At 65.7% G+C, this 22756-nt stretch carries 25 protein-coding genes; 22 read left to right on the top strand and 3 right to left on the bottom strand.

The annotated features are described in order from the left end of the window. Positions 1-2 precede the first annotated feature (2 nt). From H9L12_RS05900 to H9L12_RS05810, 19 genes are all read left to right on the top strand, one after another. Entirely contained in the window at positions 3-335 is a 333-nt protein-coding gene (locus tag H9L12_RS05900; RefSeq protein ID WP_246450703.1) for an NADH-quinone oxidoreductase subunit A, read from the top strand. Beyond that, positions 326-877: a NuoB/complex I 20 kDa subunit family protein gene (locus tag H9L12_RS05895; protein WP_187543013.1), complete on the top strand. Its 552-nt coding sequence runs from the start codon at positions 326-328 to the stop codon at positions 875-877. Before H9L12_RS05900 ends, H9L12_RS05895 begins: the two co-directional genes overlap by 10 nt. Beyond that, positions 874-1731 (top strand): NADH-quinone oxidoreductase subunit C, encoded by an 858-nt coding sequence (locus H9L12_RS05890; protein WP_187543012.1) that lies wholly within the window; start codon positions 874-876, stop codon positions 1729-1731. The genes H9L12_RS05895 and H9L12_RS05890 overlap by 4 nt, the downstream gene beginning before the upstream one ends. Then, positions 1728-2960: an NADH-quinone oxidoreductase subunit D gene (locus H9L12_RS05885; RefSeq protein ID WP_425506807.1), complete on the top strand. Its 1233-nt coding sequence runs from the start codon at positions 1728-1730 to the stop codon at positions 2958-2960. Before H9L12_RS05890 ends, H9L12_RS05885 begins: the two co-directional genes overlap by 4 nt. Continuing rightward, positions 2960-3706, top strand: coding sequence for a complex I 24 kDa subunit family protein (locus tag H9L12_RS05880; RefSeq protein WP_187543011.1), 747 nt, complete (start codon positions 2960-2962; stop codon positions 3704-3706). Before H9L12_RS05885 ends, H9L12_RS05880 begins: the two co-directional genes overlap by 1 nt. A 75-nt stretch (positions 3707-3781) precedes the next feature. Then, the gene (locus H9L12_RS05875; protein ID WP_187543010.1) at positions 3782-3928 is read left to right on the top strand and encodes a hypothetical protein; all 147 of its coding nucleotides are present in this window, start codon (positions 3782-3784) and stop codon (positions 3926-3928) included. A gap of 132 nt (positions 3929-4060) precedes the next feature. Then, positions 4061-5368 (top strand): NADH-quinone oxidoreductase subunit NuoF, encoded by a 1308-nt coding sequence (gene nuoF / locus H9L12_RS05870; protein ID WP_187543009.1) that lies wholly within the window; start codon positions 4061-4063, stop codon positions 5366-5368. A 2-nt stretch (positions 5369-5370) separates the two neighbouring features. Then, positions 5371-6072, top strand: coding sequence for a hypothetical protein (locus H9L12_RS05865; RefSeq protein WP_187543008.1), 702 nt, complete (start codon positions 5371-5373; stop codon positions 6070-6072). After that, positions 6069-6287, top strand: a complete 219-nt coding sequence (locus tag H9L12_RS05860; RefSeq protein ID WP_187543007.1) for a hypothetical protein — start codon at positions 6069-6071, stop codon at positions 6285-6287. Before H9L12_RS05865 ends, H9L12_RS05860 begins: the two co-directional genes overlap by 4 nt. A gap of 14 nt (positions 6288-6301) precedes the next feature. Next, complete coding sequence (locus H9L12_RS05855) at positions 6302-6772, top strand: hypothetical protein (protein ID WP_187543006.1); 471 nt, start codon at positions 6302-6304, stop codon at positions 6770-6772. Beyond that, positions 6772-8775, top strand: coding sequence for an NADH-quinone oxidoreductase subunit NuoG (nuoG, locus tag H9L12_RS05850; RefSeq protein WP_187543005.1), 2004 nt, complete (start codon positions 6772-6774; stop codon positions 8773-8775). Before H9L12_RS05855 ends, nuoG begins: the two co-directional genes overlap by 1 nt. Further along, positions 8772-9827 (top strand): NADH-quinone oxidoreductase subunit NuoH, encoded by a 1056-nt coding sequence (gene nuoH, locus H9L12_RS05845; protein WP_425506806.1) that lies wholly within the window; start codon positions 8772-8774, stop codon positions 9825-9827. Before nuoG ends, nuoH begins: the two co-directional genes overlap by 4 nt. Then, a complete protein-coding gene (gene nuoI, locus H9L12_RS05840) occupies positions 9824-10306 on the top strand; it encodes an NADH-quinone oxidoreductase subunit NuoI (protein ID WP_187543004.1) in 483 nt (160 codons plus the stop codon). Before nuoH ends, nuoI begins: the two co-directional genes overlap by 4 nt. Before the next feature lie 15 nt (positions 10307-10321). Beyond that, positions 10322-10924, top strand: coding sequence for an NADH-quinone oxidoreductase subunit J (locus tag H9L12_RS05835; RefSeq protein ID WP_187543003.1), 603 nt, complete (start codon positions 10322-10324; stop codon positions 10922-10924). Next, positions 10921-11226, top strand: coding sequence for an NADH-quinone oxidoreductase subunit NuoK (gene nuoK, locus H9L12_RS05830; RefSeq protein ID WP_223177155.1), 306 nt, complete (start codon positions 10921-10923; stop codon positions 11224-11226). The genes H9L12_RS05835 and nuoK overlap by 4 nt, the downstream gene beginning before the upstream one ends. Next, positions 11226-13286, top strand: a complete 2061-nt coding sequence (gene nuoL / locus H9L12_RS05825) for an NADH-quinone oxidoreductase subunit L (protein ID WP_187543002.1) — start codon at positions 11226-11228, stop codon at positions 13284-13286. The genes nuoK and nuoL overlap by 1 nt, the downstream gene beginning before the upstream one ends. Then, positions 13283-14830, top strand: a complete 1548-nt coding sequence (locus H9L12_RS05820; RefSeq protein ID WP_187543001.1) for an NADH-quinone oxidoreductase subunit M — start codon at positions 13283-13285, stop codon at positions 14828-14830. The genes nuoL and H9L12_RS05820 overlap by 4 nt, the downstream gene beginning before the upstream one ends. After that, a complete protein-coding gene (gene nuoN, locus H9L12_RS05815; RefSeq protein WP_187543000.1) occupies positions 14830-16263 on the top strand; it encodes an NADH-quinone oxidoreductase subunit NuoN in 1434 nt (477 codons plus the stop codon). Before H9L12_RS05820 ends, nuoN begins: the two co-directional genes overlap by 1 nt. A gap of 44 nt (positions 16264-16307) precedes the next feature. After that, the gene (locus H9L12_RS05810) at positions 16308-16958 is read left to right on the top strand and encodes a biotin--[acetyl-CoA-carboxylase] ligase (protein ID WP_343060505.1); all 651 of its coding nucleotides are present in this window, start codon (positions 16308-16310) and stop codon (positions 16956-16958) included. On the opposite strand, the gene H9L12_RS05805 is transcribed toward H9L12_RS05810, so the two are convergent. Further along, on the bottom strand, positions 16947-17669 hold the full coding sequence (locus H9L12_RS05805) for a hypothetical protein (RefSeq protein ID WP_187542999.1): 723 nt from the start codon (positions 17667-17669) through the stop codon (positions 16947-16949). The two genes, H9L12_RS05810 and H9L12_RS05805, sit on opposite strands and share 12 nt — an antisense overlap. A gap of 67 nt (positions 17670-17736) precedes the next feature. Here H9L12_RS05805 and H9L12_RS05800 point away from each other — a divergent pair, with 67 nt between their 5' ends. The 3 genes from H9L12_RS05800 to H9L12_RS05790 are packed head-to-tail and all read left to right on the top strand — an operon-like array spanning position 17737 to position 20428. Continuing rightward, entirely contained in the window at positions 17737-18513 is a 777-nt protein-coding gene (locus H9L12_RS05800; RefSeq protein WP_187542998.1) for a type III pantothenate kinase, read from the top strand. Then, positions 18510-20150: a ribonuclease J gene (locus H9L12_RS05795; RefSeq protein ID WP_187542997.1), complete on the top strand. Its 1641-nt coding sequence runs from the start codon at positions 18510-18512 to the stop codon at positions 20148-20150. The genes H9L12_RS05800 and H9L12_RS05795 overlap by 4 nt, the downstream gene beginning before the upstream one ends. After that, entirely contained in the window at positions 20147-20428 is a 282-nt protein-coding gene (locus tag H9L12_RS05790) for a DUF1467 family protein (RefSeq protein ID WP_187542996.1), read from the top strand. The genes H9L12_RS05795 and H9L12_RS05790 overlap by 4 nt, the downstream gene beginning before the upstream one ends. On the opposite strand, the gene H9L12_RS05785 is transcribed toward H9L12_RS05790, so the two are convergent. Continuing rightward, entirely contained in the window at positions 20425-22008 is a 1584-nt protein-coding gene (locus H9L12_RS05785) for a coiled-coil domain-containing protein (RefSeq protein ID WP_187542995.1), read from the bottom strand. The genes H9L12_RS05790 and H9L12_RS05785 overlap by 4 nt on opposite strands. Further along, complete coding sequence (locus tag H9L12_RS05780; protein ID WP_187542994.1) at positions 21996-22736, bottom strand: hypothetical protein; 741 nt, start codon at positions 22734-22736, stop codon at positions 21996-21998. The genes H9L12_RS05785 and H9L12_RS05780 overlap by 13 nt, the downstream gene beginning before the upstream one ends. Positions 22737-22756 lie beyond the last annotated feature (20 nt).

The raw sequence follows: 22756 nt of genomic DNA, 5'->3' as shown, positions 1-22756 counted from the left end.
TGATGGTCGCGCTGGTGCTGTCGGGCGCGTTCGTCGTCCTGCCGATGATCGTCAGCCGGCTGACCGGATCACACAAGCCGACCGCCGAGAAGCTCAGCGAATATGAATGCGGATTTCCGGCGTTCGAGGACAGCCGCGCGCAGTTCGACGTCCGTTTCTACCTCGTCGCCATCCTATTCATCGTCTTCGACCTGGAAGCGGCGTTTCTTTATCCGTGGGCGGTGTCGCTCGACCAGACCGGCTGGGTCGGCTGGGGCGCGATGATCGTCTTCCTCGCCGAACTGGCGCTGGGCCTGGCCTACGCCTGGAAGAAGGGCGCGCTGGAATGGGAGTGACGCTTTCCCCCGGCCGCACCGAGCCGACCGTCCAGCTTTCCGCCGAGGAGCAGGCGCGCTTTGAGCAGATGCGCGCCGACCTCGACGAGAAGGGCTTCGTCGTGACCAGCCTTGAGGACCTCGTCCATTGGGCGCGGACCGGATCGTTGTGGTGGATGACCTTCGGGTTAGCCTGCTGCGCGGTCGAGATGATCCACGTCAACATGCCGCGCTACGATCTGGAGCGGTTCGGCGTCGCCCCGCGCGCGTCCCCGCGCCAGAGTGACGTGATGATCGTCGCCGGCACGCTGTGCAACAAGATGGCCCCGGCGCTGCGCAAGGTCTACGACCAGATGGCCGAACCGAAGTACGTCATCTCGATGGGCAGCTGCGCCAACGGTGGCGGCTATTACCACTACAGCTATTCGGTGGTGCGCGGTTGCGATCGCATCGTGCCCGTCGACATCTACGTCCCCGGGTGCCCGCCGACGGCGGAGGCGCTGCTTTACGGCATCATGCAGCTGCAGCGGAAAATCCGCCGCGAAGGGTCGATTGAGCGATGAGCAGCGCGGCCCCGCTGATCAAGGAGCGTGACGGCTTCGCGGACGCCTTCGGCACGGCGATCGGCGGCGCGTTCGTCGCGCGCAAGGACCATGTCGGAGAATTGACGATCACGGTTACCCGCGACGGCCTGGTCGAGGCGGCGCGGACGCTTCGCGACCGGTTCGGTTATCAGCAGCTGATGGAAATTGCCGGCGTCGACTATCCCGAGCGCCCCGAGCGGTTCGAGGTCGTCTACCACTTCCTGTCGGTAACCGAGAATCATCGCGTCCGGCTGAAGGTCTCGACCGACGAGGAGACGCCGGTGCCGAGCCTGACGGGCCTGTGGCCGGTCGCCGGCTGGCTCGAGCGGGAAGTGTTCGACATGTACGGCGTCATCTTCAGCGGCAATCCCGACCTTCGCCGGATCCTCACCGACTATGGGTTCGAGGGCCATCCGCAGCGCAAGGACTTCCCGCTGACGGGCCATGTCGAGCTTCGTTACTCCGAAGCGGAGAAGCGCGTGGTCTATGAGCCGGTGCAGCTGCCGCAGGACTTCCGCACCTTCGACTTCCTGATGCCGTGGGAAGGGCCCGAGTACGTTCTTCCGGGTGACGAGAAGGCCGCCCAGGCCCCGGGCGCTCCGAGCCCCGCGCCAGCGCCTGCCTCGCCGCCGCCTGCGGCCAAGGCCCCGCCGCCGACGCCCAAGACGACCGACACGCCCGCCAAGACCGGCGCGGGCGAACCGGCGAATACCGAGGCCAAGAAGAAATCGCCGGCCGCGCCGAAGCCGCCCAAGGCCGACAAGGCGCCGAAGGCCGCTGCCAAGCCGCGCGCCCCGAAGAAGCCGGCCGCGCCGAAGAAGGGTCAAGAATGACGACGACCGTCGACCTGATGGTTGGGGCTCCGACCGGCGACAAGCCGACCGCGGGCGACGAGACCGTCAGCAACTACACGATCAACTTCGGCCCGCAGCATCCGGCCGCGCACGGCGTGCTGCGCCTGATCATGGAGCTGGACGGTGAAATCGTCGAGCGTATCGACCCGCACGTCGGCCTGCTCCATCGCGGCACCGAAAAGCTGATCGAATACAAGACCTACGCACAGGCGCTGCCTTACTTCGACCGGCTCGATTACTGCTCGCCGATGTGCATGGAGCACAGCTACGTGCTGGCGGTCGAGAAGCTGATGGGCCTCGAGGTTCCCTTACGCGCGCAATACATCCGTGTGCTGATGGCGGAGCTGACCCGTATCTCCAACCACATGCTGAACCTTGGCAGCCATATCATGGACGTCGGCGCGATGACGCCGAACCTGTGGCTGTTCGAAGTGCGCGAAGACACGCTGCAACTGTACGAGGCGGTGTCGGGCGCGCGGATGCACGCCAACTATTTCCGCGTCGGCGGTGTCCACCAGGACATTCCGCCGAAGGTGCTCGACCAGATCGCGACCTTCCTCGACAAATTCCCGAAGATTTTCGAGGACGCGATCAGCCTGGTCGCCGACAATCGCATCTTCAAGCAGCGCAACGTCGATATCGGCACGGTCAGCAAGGAAGACGCGCTGGCGTGGGGCTTCAGCGGTCCGATGATCCGCGCCGCGGGCATCCCGTGGGACCTGCGTCGCTCGCAGCCCTACGAGGTCTACGACCGGATGGAGTTCGACATTCCGACCGGCACCAAGGGCGACTGCTACGATCGCTTCATGGTCCGTGTCGAGGAGGTGCGCCAATCCGCGCGCATCATGCGCCAGTGCCTGAAGGACATGCCGGAAGGCCCGATCGGCAGCCTCGACCGCAAGGTCTTCCCGCCCAAGCGCGCGGAAATGAAGACGTCGATGGAAGCGCTGATCCACCACTTCAAGCTGTACACCGAGGGTTATCACGTCCCCGCCGGCGAAGTGTATGTCGCGACCGAAAGCCCCAAGGGCGAGTTCGGCGTCTATCTGGTCGCCGACGGAACCAACAAACCCTACCGCTGCAAGATCCGCCCGACCGCGTTCAGCCACCTGCAGGCGATGGATTTCATGATGAAGGGCCACATGCTGGCGGATACGACCGCGGTGCTGTCAGCGATCGACGTCGTCTTCGGGGAGTGTGACCGCTAATGGCTGAGCGCGCTTTTGCTGCCGACACTCCTGAGCTTCGCGCCGAGTGGGACTCGTTCGCGTGGGATGCGCCGCGTGCCAAAGCGGCGGCGGACATCCTGACGCGTTACCCGGACGGGCGGCAGGCGTCGGCATCGATCCCGTTCCTCGACCTTGCCCAGCGGCAGGTCGGTGAGATGACGGGGACGCAGGGCTGGCTGCCGATCCCGGTGATCGAGTTCGTCGCGCGGCAGCTCGATATGCCGCCGGTTCGCGTGCAGGAAGTCGCCAGCTTCTACACCATGTTCAATTTGGCCCCGGTCGGGAAATTCCATGTCCAGGTGTGCGGGACCACGCCGTGCATGCTGCGCGGGTCGGACGATGTGCTGTCGGCCTGTTTCAAGCGCGGGCTCAAGAAGGGCCACACCACCGACGACGGCCTGTTCACATTGACCGAGGTCGAGTGCCTCGGCGCCTGCGCCAATGCGCCGATGGTCCAGATCAACGACGACAATTTCGAGGACCTGACCGAGGACAGCATGGGCCGCGTCCTCGACGCGCTCGCCGCCGGGCAGAAGGTCAAGCCGGGCCCGCAAGTCGACCGCACCACCAGCTGCCCCGAAGGCGGGCCGACCACGCTGAAGAAGATGGCCGAGCGCAACTACGACTATCGGGGCAGTGGTAATGGGCGCGGTGCAGAAGAAGGGCTTTCCGCTCCTCGGCGGCATCTTCCTCGCGCTTGGGCTGCTGAAGCTCATTCGCGGTGACGATTGGGTCGTGTGGATCATCCTCGGCGTATTGTTCGGCGGCCTGGCCATCTTTAGCTGGAAGGGTGCCGCGCAGTGATCGGCTTTGCCATTCTCGCGATCATCGCCATCGTCGTCATCGGCGTAGTGCTGAAGCTCGCCAAGATCGCCATCATCCTGGCGCTGTGCGTCGGCGCGGTGATGGTCGCGCAGAACTATCTGGGCGGAAAGCGCCTCAAATGAGCGTCGCCGCCATCATCGTCGCCGTCGTGCTGGCATTCCTAGCGTTCCGCTTCGTCACGGGCGTGATCAAGTTCGCGGTTATCGCCGCGATCGTGATTGCGGTCGCCTGGTTCCTGATGCAGGGGGCGCGGCATGACCGGCATCACCAGCCTGACCGACAAGGACCGCATCTTCACCAACGTCTACGGCTTTCAGTCCGCCGGGCTGAAGGACGCGGAGGCGCGCGGCGACTGGGACAAGACCGCCGACCTGATGAAGATTGGCCAGGACCAGATCATCGAGATCGTCAAGGCATCGGGCCTTCGCGGGCGCGGCGGCGCCGGCTTCCCGACCGGCATGAAGTGGAGCTTCATGCCCAAGGCGCCGACGCCGGGCCGGCCGAACTTCCTGGTCATCAACGCCGACGAGTCCGAACCGGGCAGTTGCAAGGACCGCGAAATCCTGCGCCACGACCCGCACAAGCTGGTCGAAGGGGCGCTGATCGCCGGTTTCGCGATGCGCGCGCGCGCTGGCTATATCTACGTCCGCGGCGAATTCATCCGCGAAACCGAGGCGCTGCGGAACGCGGTGGCGGAGGCCTATGCCGCCGGCCTGCTGGGCAAGAACGCGGCGGGCTCGGGGTACGACTTCGACCTGTTCGTCCATCGCGGGGCAGGGGCCTATATCTGCGGCGAAGAGACCGCGATGCTGGAAAGCCTGGAAGGCAAGCCCGGCAAACCGCGCCTCAAGCCGCCGTTCCCCGCGGGCGCCGGCCTCTACGGCTGCCCGACGACGGTCAACAATGTCGAGAGCATTGCGGTGGTCCCGACGATCCTCCGCCGCGGCGCGGAGTGGTTCAAGAGCTTCGGCCGTGAGGGCAATGCCGGCACCAAGCTGTTCCAGATCAGCGGCCATGTGAACAAGCCGTGCGTGGTCGAAGAGGCGATGTCGATCCCGTTCCGCGAACTGATCGACAAGCACGCGGGCGGCATCCGTGGCGGCTGGGACAACCTACTCGCCGTCATCCCCGGCGGATCGTCGGTACCGCTCGTCCCGGCCGAGCAGATCATGGACGCGCCCATGGACTTCGACGGGCTGAAGGCGCTCGGCTCCGGTCTGGGCACCGCCGCCGTCATCGTCATGGACAAGTCGACCGACATCGTTCGCGCGATCAGCCGTATCAGCTATTTCTACAAGCATGAAAGCTGCGGCCAGTGCACGCCGTGCCGCGAGGGAACCGGCTGGATGTGGCGGACGATGGAGCGGCTGCGCACCGGCGACGCCGACATCGGCGCGATCGACCGGCTGTACGACGTCACCAAGCAGGTCGAGGGCCACACCATCTGCGCGCTCGGTGACGCCGCCGCCTGGCCGATCCAGGGCCTGATCAAGCATTTTCGCCCCGAGATCGAACGCCGCATCGTCGAACGCGAAGGCGGCGTGCGGGAGGCTGCGGAATGATCGTGCGCCGTTCCCTTCTGTTGGTGATGATGGCCGCCGTGGGCTCGGTTGCCCATGCCGCCGCGCCGCTCGACAAGGTCGCGCTGCGCAAGGCGGGCGCGTCCTATTACCGCTGTATCGCTGAGTCCAAGCCGGTCGAAGCGACGGCATTCGTTCTCGATCGCACGACGGCGCGCACGATTTACAAGACGATGGGCCGAGCGGTCGACCCGGCCTGCATGAAGGGCGATGCCTATCGCTACGTCGAAACGCTTCGCGGCAATGTCGACCTGATCCGATATGGCGTGGCGAATGCCCTGGTTCGCCAGAGCTACCCGACCACATATCCGGCGACGATGGCCAGTGCCCCCGCGCTCGTCCACACGAAGCGGCCATTCGACGAGGCCGGTTTCATGAGCAGCGCGCGTTTCCGCAATCTCGGCCCGCGCGCGCTGACCGAGGCGAGGCAGGAAAAGGCCGTTTTCGATTTCATGGAAGTATTCGGGGATTGTGTCGTGCGACGCAATCCGGCCGCCGCTCACAAGTTCCTGCTGACCGACGTCGCCAGCCCTGATGAACGTGCTGCGCTCGGCGGGTTGCGCCCGTCGCTCGCTACCTGTTTGCCGGCCGACCGGAAGGCGACGCTCGACCTCGACATGATCCGCGGTGCCGTTGCCGACAACTTCATCCGTCTCGCCGAAGCTTCGCGTGGAGCCTCGCGATGATGTCAGCCCTCGCACTCTCGCTTTTGGCCGCCCAGGCGGCACCGTCCGCGGTTCGCGCCGGGCCGACCGTGGTGCCGCGCGAGGTTCCCGCCGCCAGCCAGGGCGTCAGCCGTGCCGTGCTGGCCGAATATTCGCGTTGCATCGTCCGGCGGAAACATGACGCGGCGGCTCGCGCGGTCCTCGGCGACGGACCGATTGGCCGTGACGAGGGCTGAACATCAGCGATTGCATGCCTGACCGAAGCCGGATGCGCGCGACTGCGGTGCAGATGCGGTACGGGTTTGCGGATGCCCTTGTGGCTGCAGATATCAAGGCTCCGCCGGCGGATCTCGCCGCCGTTGCACCGCTGGCCCATCGCCCGTTTGTGGACCGGCCGATGCCCGCGGTCGTCGCCGCTGATCCGGCCCGGGTCGAGCGCTGGAACGCCTTCGCGCAAGCCGCAACGGCTTACGCCACCTTGTCGCCGCTCGGCGAATGCGTGGTTCGCGCCAATCCCGGCGCGGCCCTTCGGCTTCTCCGGACGCCGGTCGAAAGCGACGAGGAAAAGAATGCCATTGGTGGCCTCGGCACGGCGTTGACCGGGTGTGTCGCCACGGGTGCGCCACTGTCGGTCAACCGCTTCGCGTTGCGCGGGACGATCGCACTGAATTTTTACCGTCTTGCCATGGCGCCGCGCGTGACCGCGGCGGGAGCGAACTGATGCCCAAGGTTACTGTCGACGGCCTCGAGATCGAGGTGCCGCAGGGTGCGACCGTGCTTCAGGCGTGCGAGCTCGCCGGCAAGGAAGTCCCGCGTTTCTGCTATCACGAGCGGCTGAGCATCGCCGGCAACTGCCGCATGTGCCTGGTCGAGGTCGCGCCGGGGCCGCCCAAGCCGCAGGCGTCGTGTGCGCTTCCGGCTGCCGACGGGCAAACGATCCGCACCGACACGCCGATGGTCAAGAAGGCGCGCGAAGGGGTGATGGAGTTCCTGCTCATCAACCACCCGCTCGATTGCCCGATCTGCGACCAGGGCGGCGAATGCGACCTCCAGGACCAGGCGATGGCCTATGGCCGCGGCCACTCGCGCTACGACGAGATGAAGCGCGCGGTCGAAGACAAATATATGGGTCCGATCGTCAAGACGGCGATGACCCGGTGCATCCAGTGCACCCGCTGCGTCCGCTTCAGCGAGGAAGTCGCCGGCACGCCCGAAATGGGCATGCTGTATCGCGGCGAGGACAGCCAGATCACCAGCTACCTCGAAAAGGCGCTGGTCAGCGAGTTGTCGGGCAACCTCGTCGATCTTTGCCCAGTCGGCGCGCTGCTGTCGCGGCCCTACAGCTTCGAGGCGCGGCCGTGGGAGCTGAAGAAGGTTCCCGGCATCGACGTCATGGACGCGGTCGGCACCAACATCCGCATGGATGTGCGCGGGCGTCAGGTAATGCGCATCCTGCCGCGCATCAACGACGACGTGAACGAGGAGTGGGCGAGCGACAAGACCCGCCATCATGTCGACGCGCTGGTCCGCAACAGGCTCGACCGCCCGTGGGTGCGCGAGGGCGGGAAGCTGCGCGAAGCCAGCTGGGGCGAGGCGCTCGACATGTTCGCGGGCCAGCTCAAGAAGGCCGGCAAGGACGTCGCGGCGATCGCCGGCGACCTGCTCGACGCCGAGACGATGTATGCCGCGAAGGCGCTGCTGGCGGGGCAGGGATCGAACCTGCTCGAAGGGCGGCAGACGGGCCTCGACTATGATGTGACGTCGCTGGCCGCGGTGCGGTTTAACACGCCGCTGTCGGCGCTGGAGACGGCGGATTACATCCTGCTGGTCGGAAGCAACCCGCGGTTCGAGGCGTCGCTGGTCAATACCCGCCTGCGCAAGGCGGTTCGGCGTGGCGCTCGGGTGTTCGCGATCGGCGCCGAGGCGGATCTTACCTACAAAGCGGAATGGCTGGGCGATGACCTGAAGCTGCTCGGCAGGCTGCCAAAGTCGGCCGCCGACGCTTTGGCTGCCGCCGAGCGTCCGGTGATGATCGTCGGACCGGGCGCGCTCGGCGCTGGCGCGCTAGGCGCGGCGCTCAAGGCGGCGGGGCCGTTCGTCAGGGATACTTGGAATGGCTTCAACGTGTTGCACATCGCTGCGGCGCGGATGGCAAGCCTGATGCTTGGCTACGCCCAGCCCGGCGGCATCGCCGACATTGAAGAAGCCAACCCGAAGCTGGTGCTTTTGCTCGGCGCGGACGAGGTCGGTTCCAAGCGTTTTGGCAAGGCATTCAAAGTCTATGTCGGCCACCACGGCGATGCGGGCGCGGCGCAGGCGGACCTAGTGCTGCCAGGCGCGACCTATGCCGAAAAGCACGGTACCTGGGTCAACATCGAGGGCCGGGTACAGCGCGGCGAGCGCGCCGTCTTCCCGCCGGGCGATGCGCGCGAGGACTGGACGATCTTCCGCGCGGTCAGCGACCTCATCGGCAAGCCGCTGCCGTTCGACCGCTTCGACCAGCTTCGCGCGGCGATGGTCGCCGACGTGCCGGCGCTTGCCACCGACGGTATCGTCGAAATGCCCTGGTCGCCGCCAACGCTCGACGCCAAGGCCGAAGGCCCGGTCGGTTATCCGGTCAAGGACTTCTACCTGACCAACGCGATCTGCCGCGCCAGCCCGACGATGCGCCGCTGCTCCGACGAAATCGTCCACGGCGTTGTCTACGAGGAGGCGGCCGAGTGACCGACTTCTTCGTCTCTCACGGCATGGTTTACGGCTGGGCGTGGTTCCTGGCGACGATCATCGGCATCCTAGTCATCGCCCTGCCGCTGATGCTGGCGGTGGCGATGGTCATCTATGCCGAACGCAAGATCTGGGCGGCGATCGCGCTGCGGCGCGGGCCGAACGTTGTCGGTCCCTGGGGCCTGCTGCAAAGCTTCGCCGACGGGCTGAAGGTGTTTCTGAAAGAAACCATCGTCCCGTCGAGCGCGAACAAGGGCCTGTTCCTGATCGCGCCGATCATCACCTTCACGGTCGCGCTGATCGTGTGGGCGGTGGTGCCGTTCGACGTCGGCGTGGTGCTGACCGACATCAACGTCGGCCTGCTCTACATCCTCGCCGCGAGCAGCCTGGGCGTCTACGGCGTGATCATCGCCGGCTGGGCGTCCAACTCCAAATATCCCTTCTTCTCGGCGCTCCGCGCGGCGGCGCAGATGGTCAGCTACGAAGTGTCGATCGGCTTCGTCCTGATTTGCGTCGTGCTCTATTCGGGCAGCTTCAACCTCACCGACATCGTCATGAAGCAGCAGGGCAACATCGGTTTCGGCCTGCTGAACGGCTTTGGCTTCAATCCGCTACTGTTCCCGATGGCGGTGGTGTTCCTGATCAGCTCGATGGCCGAGACTTTTCGCACGCCGTTCGACCTGGTCGAGGCGGAAAGCGAGCTCGTCGCCGGGCACCAGACCGAATATTCGTCGATGAGCTTCGCGCTGTTCTGGCTCGGCGAATATGCCAACGTCATCCTGATGTGCGCGCTGAACGCCATCCTGTTCTGGGGCGGGTTCCTGCCGCCGCTCAACATCGGTTTCCTCTACGCCGTCCCCGGCATCATCTGGCTGTTCGCCAAGATGGCCTTCTTCTTCTTCGTCTTCGGATGGGTGAAGGCGACCGTGCCGAGGTACCGCTACGACCAGCTGATGCGGTTGGGCTGGAAAATCTTCCTGCCGCTGTCGCTGCTGTTTGTCGTGCTCATTTCGGGCTGGCTGATGATCAAAACCCAGGGGTTGCCCGTATGATCGCCCGCACCATCAAGGCCTTCACCCTGTGGGAATTCGTGAAGGCGCACGTCCTGACATTGAAGTATTTCTTCAAGCCAAAGGCGACGATCAACTATCCGTACGAGAAGGTGCCGCAGTCGCCGCGCTTTCGCGGTGAGCATGCGCTTCGCCGCTATCCGAACGGCGAGGAGCGCTGCATCGCGTGCAAGCTGTGCGAGGCGATCTGCCCGGCGCAGGCGATCACGATCGAGGCCGAGCCGCGCGCCGACGGCAGCCGCCGGACGACGCGTTACGACATCGACATGGTGAAGTGCATCTATTGCGGCCTGTGCGCGGAAGCGTGCCCGGTGGATGCCATCGTCGAGGGGCCGAACCTGGAATTCGCGACCGAAACGCGCGAGGAATTGCTCTACGACAAGGCCAAGCTGCTGGCTAACGGTGACCGCTGGGAAAGCGCGATTGCCGCCAATCTTGCCGCCGATGCGGCTTACCGGTAGGCGGCGCGCAACCTCATGATCGCTACCCTCGCATTTTACCTGTTCGCGACGCTCACCATCGCTTCGGCGGTGCTGGTCATCTTCGCGCGTAACCCGGTCCACAGCGTGCTATGGCTGATCGTCGCATTCTTCAACGCGGCCGGCCTGATGCTGTTGCTGGGTGCCGAGTTCATCGCCATGCTGCTGGTGATCGTCTATGTCGGCGCGGTCGCCGTCCTGTTCCTGTTCATCGTCATGATGCTGGACATCGACTTCGCGGCTCTGCGCTCCGGCTTTTCCAAGAACTTGCCGTTCGGGATCCTGATCGCGCTGGTGCTGCTGGCCGAAATGGTGTTGGCTGCAGCGGCGTGGAAGGCCGGTCCGGTCACCGAGGGCGCACCTGTGGCCGCCAGCCAGCCGAATATCGAAGCCGTCGGCGCGGCGCTCTACGGCCGTTACCTGTTCCCGTTCGAATTGGCCGGCCTGATCCTGCTGGTCGCCATGATCGGCGCGATCGTCCTGACCCACCGCAGCCGCGGCGACGTTCGCGGGCAGAAAATCAGCCGCCAGGTCGATCGTGATCCGAAGGAAGCGGTTCGGAACCTCAATCCGGGTGTTGGCGAGGGGATGAAGCTGTGATCGGCCTGATGCACTATCTGACTGTCGCCGCGATCCTGTTCACGATCGGGGTGCTCGGCATCTTCATCAACCGCCGCAACATCATCCTGATGCTGATGGCGATCGAACTGATCCTGCTGGCGGTGAACATCAACCTGGTCGCGTTCAGCGCCTATCTGAGCGACATCACCGGCCAGATTTTCGCGATGTTTGTCCTGACCGTTGCCGCCGCCGAGGCCGCGATCGGCCTCGCCATCCTTGTCATTTTCTTCCGTCGCCGCGGCTCGATCGCGGTCGACGACGTCAACCGGATGCGCGGCTGATGCCTCTCGACCTGTCCATCAAGCTGATCGTCTTCCTGCCGCTGCTGGCCGCGCTGGTCGCGGGCCTCGGCGGTCGCGTCATCGGCAAGGTGCCGGCCAAGGTCGTGACCACTGGCGCGCTGTTCATCAGCTGCCTGCTCAGCTGGCCGATCTTCCTCAACTTCGTCGCACATAGCGCCGAGCCGACGGTCGTGCCGGTGCTCGACTGGATCCGCTCCGACGCGATGAGCGTCGATTGGGCGCTCCGCGTCGACGCGCTGACCGCCGTGATGCTGGTCGTCGTTACCAGCGTGTCCAGCCTCGTCCATCTCTACAGCTGGGGCTACATGGACGAGGATCCCAGCCAGCCGCGCTTTTTCGCCTATCTGTCGCTGTTCACCTTCGCCATGCTGATGCTGGTCACCGCCGACAGCCTGGTGCAGATGTTTTTCGGCTGGGAAGGGGTGGGTCTCGCTTCCTACCTGCTGATCGGCTTCTGGTACCACAAGCCGTCGGCCAACGCCGCGGCGCTGAAGGCGTTCGTCGTCAATCGCGTCGGCGACTTTGGTTTCTCGCTCGGCATCTTCGGAACCTTCCTGGTGTTCAACACCGTGTCGATTCCGGCCATCCTTGCGGCCGCTCCCGGCATGGCCGGTTCGACGATCGGCTTTGCCGGCCTGCGCGTCGACACGATGACGCTGCTCTGCCTGCTGCTGTTCGTCGGCGCGATGGGCAAGTCGGCCCAGCTCGGCCTGCACACCTGGCTTCCCGACGCGATGGAGGGCCCGACCCCGGTCAGCGCGCTGATCCACGCCGCGACGATGGTCACGGCCGGCGTGTTCATGGTGTGCCGCCTGTCGCCGATGTTCGACGTGTCGCCGACCGCGATGACCGTCGTCACCTACGTCGGCGCCGCGACCTGCATCTTCGCCGCGACCGTCGGCACCGTGCAAAACGACATCAAGCGGGTCATCGCCTATTCGACCTGTTCGCAGCTCGGCTACATGTTCTTCGCCGCCGGCGTCGGCGCCTATGGCGCGGCGATGTTCCACCTGTTTACCCACGCCTTTTTCAAGGCGCTGCTGTTCCTCGGCGCCGGCTCGGTCATCCACGCGATGCACCATGAACAGGACATGCGTTATTACGGCGCGCTGAGGAAAGAGATCCCGATCACCTTCTGGACGATGGTCGCGGGCACGCTGGCGATCACTGGCGTCGGCCTGTTCGGACTCGGTTTTGCCGGCTACTATTCGAAGGACGCGATCCTGGAGAGCGCATTCGCCAGCGGCACGGTCCACGGCAACATTGCCTTCTTCCTTGGCGCCTTCGCCGCGCTCCTGACCAGCTTCTACAGCTGGCGCCTTATCTTCCTGACCTTCTTCGGCAAGGCACGCTGGGCGGGCAGCGAGCACATCCAGCACGCGGTTCATCACCATCACGAGGATGAATCGGAGGAGGCGTCGGATCACGACAGCGCTCACGACCATGGCGCCAGGGTTGTCGAAGGCACCGCCGGCTATCATCCGCACGAAAGCCCGTGGACGATGCTGGCGCCGCTCGCCCTGCTGGCGCTCGGCGCGGTCGCGGCGGGCTTCACCTTCGCGCACAGCTTCATTGAACCGGAAACGGCCGGCGAGTTCTGGAACCACAGCCTCGCGTTCAACGAGCACCTTGCCCACGCCATGCACGAGGTGCCGAAATGGGTGAAGTACACGCCGTTCGCCGTGATGCTCATCGGCCTCGCCATCGCTTATCGCAATTATATTCGCGTGCCCGGCGCCCCCGCCGCGTTCGTCGCGCAATTCCCGGGACTGCACCGTTTCCTCATGCACAAATGGTATTTCGACGAACTCTACGACGCGATCTTCGTCCGTCCGGCGATGGCGCTTGGCCGCCTGTTCTGGAAGCGCGGTGACGAGCAGACCATCGACCGCTTCGGACCGCATGGCGCGGCGGCGCTGGTCGGCGTCGGCAACCGGATCACGACGCGGTTCCAGTCGGGTTACGTCACCAACTATGCGCTGGTGATGCTTCTTGGCCTGATCGGCGCGGCTACCTGGGTTTTCTGGTGGGTGGCATGACCGGACTGCCGATCCTGTCGCTGATGATCGCCATCCCGCTGATCGCGGGGATCGTCGCGCTGTTCCTTAACGCCAACGGCGCACGCTGGCTGGCGCTGATCGCGACGCTGGCCGATCTCGCCCTCGGCATCGGCCTATGGGCGTCTTATGACCCGGCGGGCGCGCAGTGGCAGTTCGTCGAGCAACTGGGGACCGGCCTTCCGGTCAGCTGGGCGCTCGGCATCGACGGCATCGCGCTGATGCTGATCATGCTCAGCGTGTTCCTGATGCCGATCTGCATCGGCGCGTCGTGGCGCGCGATCGACAAGCGCGTGCCCGAATATATGGCGGCGTTCCTCCTGATGGAGGCGCTGATGATTGGCGTGTTCGCCGCGCAGGACCTGCTGTTGTTCTACATCTTCTTCGAAGGTGGCCTGATCCCGATGTACCTGATCATCGGCATCTGGGGCGGCGTCGAGCGGATCAAGGCCAGCTACAAATTCTTCCTCTATACGCTGGCCGGATCGGTGCTGATGCTGATCGCGATGCTGGTGATGATCGGCATCGCCGGCACGTCGTCGATCCCCGAGCTGATGGCCTACGACTTCGCGCCCGGCCTGCAATGGTGGCTGTGGCTTGCCTTCTTCGCCAGTTTCGCGGTCAAGATGCCGATGTGGCCGGTCCACACCTGGCTTCCCGACGCGCACGTCCAGGCGCCGACCGCCGGTTCGGTCATCCTCGCCGGCGTGCTTCTCAAGATGGGCGGCTATGGCTTCATCCGCTTCAGCCTGCCGATGTTCCCGGAAGCGTCCGCTCAGTTCATGCCGTTCGTGTTCGTCCTCAGCGGCATCGCGGTGGTCGTCACCTCGCTGATCGCGCTGGTCCAGCACGACATGAAGAAGCTGATCGCCTATTCGTCGGTCGCCCACATGGCGTTCGTCACGTTCGGCCTGTTCGCCTTCAACCGGCAGGGGATCGAAGGCGCGCTGATCGTCATGCTGAGCCACGGCCTGGTGTCGGGTGCGCTGTTCCTGTGCGTCGGCGTGATTTACGACCGGCTCCACACCCGCGAGATCGCGCGCTACGGCGGTTTGGCCGACAACATGCCGAAGTATGCGCTGTTCTTCATGTTGTTCACCATGGCCAGCGTCGGCCTGCCCGGCACCAGCGGTTTCGTCGGCGAGTTCCTCAGCCTGGTGGGCACCTACGAGGCGTCGTCATGGGCGGCGGTGGTCGCGACCACCGGCATCATCCTTGGCGCGGCCTATATGCTCTATCTCTACTGGCGCGTCGTCTACGGCACGCAGCGCAATGCCGACGCAGCGGCGATGCCCGATCTCGACGCGCGCGAACTGTGGCTGCTCGCCCCGATCGCGGCCTGCGTATTGTGGATGGGCATCTATCCCGAAAGCTTCATGCGGCCGATGCGTGAGGATGTCGGGCGCCTGCTGACCCGCATCGAGCGCGCCGCGCCGAGGGGCGATGCCCATGTCATTCCCGGCAAGCCGGTCACCGCTGCGCCCCACGGCGCGCCGGCCGAACACGCCCCGGCGGAGGCCCACTGATGAACTTCGCCGCCATCCTTCCCGAAGCCATTCTGACCATCGGCGCGATCGTGCTGATGATGGTCGCCGCCTTCGCCGGCCGCCGCTCGGCGGGTGTGACGAGCTGGGCCGCGATCGCGCTGCTGCTGGCCGCGGCGGTCAGCCTCATCGGCCCGCCGCAGACCGACGGCGCCCTGTTCGGTGGCCTGATCGCCGCCGACGGGTTCGGAGCGTTCGGCAAGCTGCTCATTTTCCTGTGCGCGGCGGTGGCGATCGTCGCCGCACATGGCTGGTTCGAGCGCGACTTCGAGCATGGCGCCGAATATCCGGTGCTGATCCTGTTTAGCGCGGTCGGCATGGCGGTGATGGTCTCGGCGACCAGCCTCGTTACCCTCTACGTCGGCCTCGAGCTTCAGAGCCTGTCGGCCTATGTCCTCGCCTCCTACCGCCGAACCGACGACCGGTCGGCCGAGGCGGGCCTAAAATATTTCGTCCTCGGCGCGCTGGCCTCGGGCATCCTGCTCTACGGCATCTCGCTACTCTACGGATTTACCGGCACGACCCAGTTCAGCGGCATCGCCTCTGCCTTCGCGCGCGAGGGGACTCACTCGCTCGGCCTGCTGTTCGGCCTCGTTTTCCTGCTCGCCGGCCTCGCCTTCAAGACCAGCGCTGTTCCGTTCCACATGTGGACGCCGGACGTCTACGAAGGCGCGCCGACCCCGGTTACTGCCTTCTTCGCCTCGGCGCCGAAGGTTGCCGCCGTGCTGCTGTCGGTTCGCGTCTGCCTCGATGCGCTGGCGCCGGCGATCGACGCGTGGCGCCAGATCATCATCTTCGCTTCGCTGGCCTCGATCATCCTTGGTGCGGTGGCGGCGTACGGCCAGACCAACATCAAGCGGCTGCTCGCCTATTCGTCGATCAACAACGTCGGCTTTGCGTTGATTGGCCTCGTCGCCGGCGGCCCACGCGGCGCGTCGTCGGTGTTGTTCTACATGGCGGTCTACGTTGTCATGACGCTCGGCGCATTTCTTTGCGTGCTGCGTATGCGCGGCGAGGATGGCGAACCCTTGGAAAGCATGGACAGTCTGTCAGGCCTGTCGCAGTCGCGGCCCTGGCTGGCGGCCGCTCTGGCGGTGTTCATGTTCAGCCTCGCCGGCATTCCTCCGCTGTTCGGCTTCTGGCCGAAGCTGATGGTGTTCCAGGCGGCGGTCGCGGAAGGCCTTATCCCGCTGGCCGTCGTCGGCATCCTAGGAACGGTGGTGGGCGCCTTCTATTACCTGAAGGTCGTCAAGCTGATGTATTTCGACGCGCCGGGCCGTCCGTTCCGGAAGGCACGCACCGACCTCGAAGGCATCCTCATCCTTCTGGCGGCGCTGTTCGTGTCGCCGCTCGGCTACCTCCTGATCGGTCCGCTCGGGACGCTTACCGCCAACGCCGCGAGTTCGCTGTTCTGAGTCGCATCCGCTTCGTCGGGCAGGTCGGCTCGACGAACGCCGAGTTGCTCGCCGATTCCACCGCCAGAGAAGGCGATTGGCTGGTGGCCCGACGCCAATCCGCGGGGCGCGGGCGGCATGGCCGTGTCTGGGATTCCATTCCGGGCAATTTCCTTGGATCGACACTGGTCGAGTTGCGGCCGCACGATCCGTCGCCATCGACACTCTCACTGCTGGCTGGCCTAGCCCTGGTTGAAGCGGTCACCGCGATCGCCCCGGACCGGTCGCTCTCGCTCAAATGGCCCAATGACCTTCTGCTTGATGGGGCCAAGCTGGCCGGAGTCCTGATCGAACGAAGCGGCGACCGCGTCGTGGTCGGCACGGGCGTCAACCTGGCCGGCGCACCGCGAATTGCCGGGCGCCAAATCGCGGCGCTGGATGGCGAGACCACGCCCGACACGTTTGCGCCAATCCTGGCCGATCGATTCGCCGCCTGGCTCGATGCGTGGCGGACCACTCGGGGCCAAGGCATCGTCGACGCATGGCTGGCGCGCGCCCACCCGGTCGGCAGCCTTCTTTCCGTGCACAGCGGGCCAGGACAACGAATCGACGGCAACTTCGACGGTCTCGATCCCGACGGCGCGCTTCGCCTGCGCCTTGCGGGCGGCGCCGTCGAGATCGTGCGCGCCGGCGACGTCACTTTCTCAGTCGAATAGGGCGAACAACGCCTCACCGAGCGTGGCGGTGATGCCGGATTCGAACGCGGCAATTTCCGCCACCTGTTCGACAAAGACCGCTGATCCGACGATCGCCCAAGCTGGGTGGACCCGCCCAAACCGAACTCGGTCGCGGATTGCGGCGACGAGGATCGGCAGGTCGGCGAGCAGCAGCGCCAGCGTGATCTCTGGCCGCGGGACGAACGGTAGGAAATGCCGAAACCGGAAATAGGCCGGCCATAACAGGACAATCGTGGCGAGCAGTATCAGCCTCTTGTGCCAGTCTGGTCGGCTGCGGAGCGCGAAGGCCGCGATGACCAGTGTCAGGAAGAGGGTCAGGCTGATCAGCGTGCCCGCGAATGCCGCGTAGGCGAAGCCGCCTTGCTCGGGCAGGTCGCGCGCCGCTACCCACCGTCCGAGCGGCACGCTGCTGGCCCAAATGGACAAGGCCAGCGGCAGGCCCATCCAACCGATCCGGCGATGCAGGCGCGTCTTTCCGGCGCGAACGAGCAAGACCTGTGTCGTCAACAGCACCACCCAACCCATGGCGAGCCAACCATGGACATGCGCGACCCAGGGAATACCGAGCGTTCCCCGGACGCCCGGGAAGAAATAGGTGGTGCTGAAACCGGCCAGCACGGCGGCCACCGACAATCCGGCCATTCCCATGTAGAAAGCGTTGGCCCGGTCCTTGGCCCAACTGTTCGCCATACCGTGCCCCCGACGCGGAAAGACGGAAGGCTAGCGCGGCGCGGCGGCAAGGGCTAGGCAGCGCGCCATGCTGCTCGCGGTCGATGCCGGAAACACGAATGTCGTCTTCGCGCTGGTTGACGAGGGGGAGGTCCGCGCCCGCTGGCGTATCGCGACCGACCCGCGGCGGACCGCCGACGAATATGCCGTATGGCTTCACCAGTTGCTCGCGCTGGAAGGTTTCGCGGCCGCGGATGTGACGCAGGTGATCATCGGCACCGTCGTCCCGCGCGCCCTCCACAACCTGACCGTGCTCGCCCAGAAATATTTCAAGGTCGAACCGCTGGTGGCGGGGCAAGGCGCTGCCGCCTGGACACTGCGCCTCGATGTGCCGGAGCCCGGCAGCGTCGGCGCCGACCGGGCCCTCAACGCCCTCGCCGGACACGCGCGGCATCAGGGCGACCTGATCATCGTCGATTTCGGCACCGCGACGACCTTCGACGTCGTCGACTTCGACGGGTCGTACAAGGGCGGGATTATCGCCCCCGGGATTAATCTCAGCCTGGATGCGCTGGTCGGTGCGGCCGCGAAGTTGCCGCGCATCGCGATCGAGGCGCCAAGGGATAGAAGCGTCGTCGGGCGCACTACGGAAAGCCAGATGCTAATCGGAGTCTATTGGGGTTATGTCGCGATGATCGAGGGGCTAATCGCCCGCCTTCGCTCCGAAATCGGCCGGCCGGCCAAGGTCGTCGCCACCGGCGGACTCGCGACCTTGTTCGACCAGCATACCCACGTGTTCGACGCGATCGAGCCGGACCTCACCATCACCGGGCTGGCGCTGCTGGCGGGGCAGGCATCGCGATGACCCCGGGCGAAGAACTCCTGTTCCTGGCGCTTGGCGGGTCGGGCGAGATTGGAATGAACGTCAATCTCTATGGGTGCCGCGGCAAATGGCTGATGGCCGACCTCGGCCTGACCTTTGCCGACAGCGACTATCCCGGCATCGACCTCATCTTGCCCGACCTCGAGTTCATCGAGGAGCGGATGAAGGATCTGGTGGGGATCGTCCTGACGCACGGTCACGAAGACCATATCGGCGCGCTGCCGTACCTCGCCGCCGACCTCAAGGTGCCGCTTTACGCAACGCCGTTCACCGCGGGGCTGATCGCCGGAAAGCTGGAGGAGGAAGGGCTGACGGGTCAGGTCGACCTTCACATCATCGAACGCGACGGATCAATCGACCTCGACCCATTCAAGGTCCGTTTCGTCGCGCTGTCGCACTCGATCCCCGAAGGCAACGGCCTGCTGATCGAAACGCCGCACGGCAATGTTTTTCATACCGGCGACTGGAAGATTGACGAGACGCCGGTGCTGGGCGAGGCACCGAGTGCCGAGGCGATGACTGCGGTCGGCGATACCGGCATCCTCGCCTTGGTGTGCGACAGCACCAACGTCTTCCAGGAAGAGCCGTCGGGTTCCGAAGCCGGCGTCCACGAAGGGCTCCGCGACGTCGTCGCGGCGGCGCGGGGCCGGGTGCTGGTCACGACCTTCGCGTCGAATGCCGCCCGCCTGCAGACGATTGGCCAGGTCGCATTGGAGACCAATCGCCGCGTGTGCGTCGCGGGCCGATCGCTCGACCGCATCCTGCGCGTCGCCAAGGCGACCGGCTACCTCCGCGATTTCCCCGAGCCGGTCCGGTTCGACGAGGCGATGCGGCTGCCCAAATCGGAGGTTCTGATCATCGCCACCGGCGGGCAGGGCGAACCACGCGCGGCGCTTGGGCGAATCGCCGGTGGCACGCACGAACTCAAGCTTGCCGAAGGGGACACCGTCGTCTTCTCGTCGAAGATCATTCCCGGCAACGAAATCGCCATCGGCCGGATCATGAACGCGCTCGGCGACCTCGGTGTGAAGCTGGTCACCGACAAGCAGGTCCATGTCCATGTGTCGGGACATCCCGGCCGTCCGGAGCTCGCGCAGATGTATCGCTGGATCCGTCCCGAGATCGTCGTGCCCGTCCATGGCGAGGCGCGGCATATGGCGGAGCAAGCCCGCTTCGCCCTGTCGCAAGGGGTGCCGCGAGCCGTCTACCAGAAGAACGGCGACGTCATCCGCCTGGCCCCCGACGGTCCGGTCAAGATTGGCGAAGAGCGCACCGGCCGGCTGGTGCTCGACGGCGACGTCATCCTCCCAGCCGACGGATCGACCGTCAACCAGCGGCGCAAGATGTCGATCAATGGCGTTATTTCGGTGGCACTGGCGCTGGGTGAGAACCGCCGCCTGCTCGGCGACCCGGTCGTCCGGGTCATGGGCGTGCCGGTCGAGGCCGACCGCGACGACTTCCTGGCCGACGCGACCGACGCGGCCGCCAAGGCGTACGACGGTGCGGGCGACCGCGAAAAGGTGCGCGAGGCGGTACGACTCGCCGTTCGCCGCTGCGCCACCCTGTGGACCGGCAAGAAGCCGATCGTCGAAGTCATTCTGGTGGAAACGGTCGCGTGAAGATCGGTTCGATCCTCGCGATCTATTTCCTGTTCTTTTGCTTCAGCGCCTTCGCGCTTCTGCCGTTTGGCGTGCGGACCAGCGACGAGGCGGGGGAGGAAAGAGTGCCCGGACAGGCGGAAAGCGCGCCGCATCGGTTCGATCTCCCGCGCCATCTCGGACGGGCGGCGATCCTCGCACTGGTATTCTTCGCGATTTACTATGCGAACTGGCAGTTTGGCTGGGTGACTGTCGACGACCTCGACTTCTACAACCCGCCGGTTAACGCCGCGTCCTAACGTCGCCGCTCGATCGCCTGCGACAGGGCGGCGTACAGCTTGCCCATGTCGCTCGACATCATCGTCACGGCGATCATCCCGCCGTCGCGCTCGGCCAGCACCCGGCGAAGCATCGCTTCGAAGTCCGCGATGTAGCGGTTCACGGAGCCGTTGAACTCGGGGTCGCTGTCGTAATGCGCCTGGAGCGCGCGGCCTTCGCTGTTGCCGATCAGGCGAACGGCCCGGCGCGTGAACACGCCGCGATTGCCCTTGAGGTAGCTGTTCCACGCCCGCTCATCGACCTCGTCGCTGAGGATTTTCTGGACGTCGATCGACGCAGAATGCATCGAGTCCATCAGCAGCGCGACACGGCGGGTGAAGTCCTCGCCATCGTCTTTGCGCGCGGCATCGCGGCTCTTTTCGATATGCGCTTCGAGCGCAGCGGCGCTCTGGCCGATCGAGAGCATTTGCGCGGTCAGTTGCTGCGACGCATTGCGGGCGGTCGTGACTGCCTGCGCCGCCAATCGATCGATCTCGGCCAGCTTGTCTTCGACCGCCTCGCGCACTGCACGCTCAAGCGCTTCGCGAGCGGCGTCGCCAAGCTGGACAGCGCTTGCGGGGATCGCTTCGGCGATAGCAGCCCGGGCGCGCTCGGAGGCATGCGAAGCCGCTTCGCGAACCTGGGTCAGGGCACTCATCAATGCCGGCGCGGATTCACCCGACAGCTGCATGGCATCGGCATTGGCACGGCTGATGGCATCGCCAAGGTCCGCCAGGCGCTGCTCGGCGCTGCCGACACCCTCCTGGATACCCGACAGTGCTGCGCTGACGCGCTGCTGAAGCGTTTCGGCTTCGCTTGCGCTGGCCGCAATACGCTCGCCAGCTTCGACCGCCGCATCCCGGGCGCCAATGATCAGCGGATGGGCCTCGCTGCTCGTGGCCAGCAGGCGGCTTGCGCGCCCTTCGGCGTCGTCGAGCGCACCCGACAGCTCGTTCTGGATCGCCGTGCTGAGCATGGTCATGCCTTCCCGCAGCGCCTGGGTGCGGTCGGAGATGGCCAGGATCGCCTGGTCGTGGGCGCCGGTGTCGGTGCTCAGCGCCTCGATCTCGCTACGTAGCCTAGCGAGGACGTTGGCGACCCGCGCCGATCGTTCGTCCCCGCTTTCCGCCAGTGCCGCGAACCGCTCGTCGAGCGCTGCCAGCCCGGTGTCGAGGTTGGCCACGAGAGATTGAGACGCGCGCTCCTGCTCGGCAATGCGCTGGGACAGGGAATCGACGGCCGAGCCGGCGCTTCCCAGACGCTCGCTCAACCTCTCGGCGGCGTCGGCGCCGGCCTGACCCAAGCCGACGCGTGACTGTTCGACAAGGGCGAGAACGGCCTTGGCCTGCCCATCGATCCCGCCGCGAATTTCGTCGAGGGCTTCCGCTGCGCGGGCAAGGACCGCGTCGACCTCCGCCTTCGTGCTTTCGCCCGCTTCGCCAACGCGGGTTGTCGCGGCCGCGCCGGCGCTTTCGATGTGGGTGAGGTGGGCGACCAGGCGCTGGGCGGCATCATGGACCGCGGCATCGGCCTCGACGGTCCGTTCGGTCAGCGCGCGCACCTGGATCTCGAACTGGCGTGCTTGCTCGGTCGCGCTTTGCCCGCGCCCCGAAGCTGTTCGCTCATCCGTCGGGCCGTCTCTTCGGCGACGGGCAGGTCGGCCAGCAGGACGCCGATGTCGCGGCGGGCATTGTCGGCGACCTGGTCGAGGACCAGCCCCTGCTGCTGGAGCCGCATCGCGCCGGCGTCTAGATCGGCAGTGACCGTGCGGAGGCGCGTCGCGGCCTCATCGCCAAGGCCCATGAGGTCGCCCGCCATCGTCCCGAGCGCGGCATGGTTGCGGTCGATTTGGTTCGACAGGGCCCCAAGGATTTCCTGGAGAGCGCGCGCTTCGTTGCGCATCGCCACGACGGAGCGGGTGAATTGCTCCGCCTCCTTGCGGCGTGTCCGGCCGAACATCAGCCAGACCAGCCCCATCAGCGCGAGCGGTCCGGTGGCGAGCGCAATCCACTGGGCGACCGCCGGGCTTGCGATCGAAACACCGCTTAGCGATCGTCCCGCAGCCCAGGCCGAATAGCCTACCCACAATGCGCCGAGGATGATGAGGACGCTGCCCAGCACCATGCGACCGCCGGCCTTGGCCTGCTCTACCTGATGGCTTTGCCAATCGCCGGGGGCAAACTCGGGTGCGACGGCATAGTCGACCGATTCATTCTGTTCGATGGGCTGGTCGAGGACCAGCGGGCTCGTGTCGGGTTCCCCCCCGCTCCGGTACGGCTGCGCGCTCATAAGGCCGAGTTTACCATCTT

The sequence above is a fragment of the Sphingomonas rhizophila genome (assembly GCF_014396585.1).
GTDB lineage: Bacteria > Pseudomonadota > Alphaproteobacteria > Sphingomonadales > Sphingomonadaceae > Sphingomicrobium > Sphingomicrobium rhizophilum.
This window is presented reverse-complemented; position numbering and strand designations above follow the sequence as displayed.

What these genes read in the sequence shown, in the direction of transcription:
- nuoI (WP_187543004.1), top strand. Translation starts at nt 9,824, where the DNA reads ATGATCGCCCGCACCATCAAGGCCTTCACCCTGTGGGAATTCGTGAAG.
- H9L12_RS05900 (WP_246450703.1), top strand. Translation starts at nt 3, where the DNA reads ATGGTCGCGCTGGTGCTGTCGGGCGCGTTCGTCGTCCTGCCGATGATC.
- H9L12_RS05835 (WP_187543003.1), top strand. Translation starts at nt 10,322, where the DNA reads ATGATCGCTACCCTCGCATTTTACCTGTTCGCGACGCTCACCATCGCT.
- H9L12_RS05880 (WP_187543011.1), top strand. Translation starts at nt 2,960, where the DNA reads ATGGCTGAGCGCGCTTTTGCTGCCGACACTCCTGAGCTTCGCGCCGAG.
- H9L12_RS05860 (WP_187543007.1), top strand. Translation starts at nt 6,069, where the DNA reads ATGATGTCAGCCCTCGCACTCTCGCTTTTGGCCGCCCAGGCGGCACCG.
- H9L12_RS05890 (WP_187543012.1), top strand. Translation starts at nt 874, where the DNA reads ATGAGCAGCGCGGCCCCGCTGATCAAGGAGCGTGACGGCTTCGCGGAC.
- H9L12_RS05795 (WP_187542997.1), top strand. Translation starts at nt 18,510, where the DNA reads ATGACCCCGGGCGAAGAACTCCTGTTCCTGGCGCTTGGCGGGTCGGGC.
- H9L12_RS05805 (WP_187542999.1), bottom strand. Translation starts at nt 17,669, where the DNA reads ATGGCGAACAGTTGGGCCAAGGACCGGGCCAACGCTTTCTACATGGGA.
- nuoG (WP_187543005.1), top strand. Translation starts at nt 6,772, where the DNA reads ATGCCCAAGGTTACTGTCGACGGCCTCGAGATCGAGGTGCCGCAGGGT.
- H9L12_RS05885 (WP_425506807.1), top strand. Translation starts at nt 1,728, where the DNA reads ATGACGACGACCGTCGACCTGATGGTTGGGGCTCCGACCGGCGACAAG.
- H9L12_RS05895 (WP_187543013.1), top strand. Translation starts at nt 326, where the DNA reads ATGGGAGTGACGCTTTCCCCCGGCCGCACCGAGCCGACCGTCCAGCTT.
- H9L12_RS05780 (WP_187542994.1), bottom strand. Translation starts at nt 22,736, where the DNA reads ATGAGCGCGCAGCCGTACCGGAGCGGGGGGGAACCCGACACGAGCCCG.
- H9L12_RS05800 (WP_187542998.1), top strand. Translation starts at nt 17,737, where the DNA reads ATGCTGCTCGCGGTCGATGCCGGAAACACGAATGTCGTCTTCGCGCTG.
- H9L12_RS05855 (WP_187543006.1), top strand. Translation starts at nt 6,302, where the DNA reads ATGCCTGACCGAAGCCGGATGCGCGCGACTGCGGTGCAGATGCGGTAC.
- nuoL (WP_187543002.1), top strand. Translation starts at nt 11,226, where the DNA reads ATGCCTCTCGACCTGTCCATCAAGCTGATCGTCTTCCTGCCGCTGCTG.
- H9L12_RS05820 (WP_187543001.1), top strand. Translation starts at nt 13,283, where the DNA reads ATGACCGGACTGCCGATCCTGTCGCTGATGATCGCCATCCCGCTGATC.
- nuoN (WP_187543000.1), top strand. Translation starts at nt 14,830, where the DNA reads ATGAACTTCGCCGCCATCCTTCCCGAAGCCATTCTGACCATCGGCGCG.
- nuoF (WP_187543009.1), top strand. Translation starts at nt 4,061, where the DNA reads ATGACCGGCATCACCAGCCTGACCGACAAGGACCGCATCTTCACCAAC.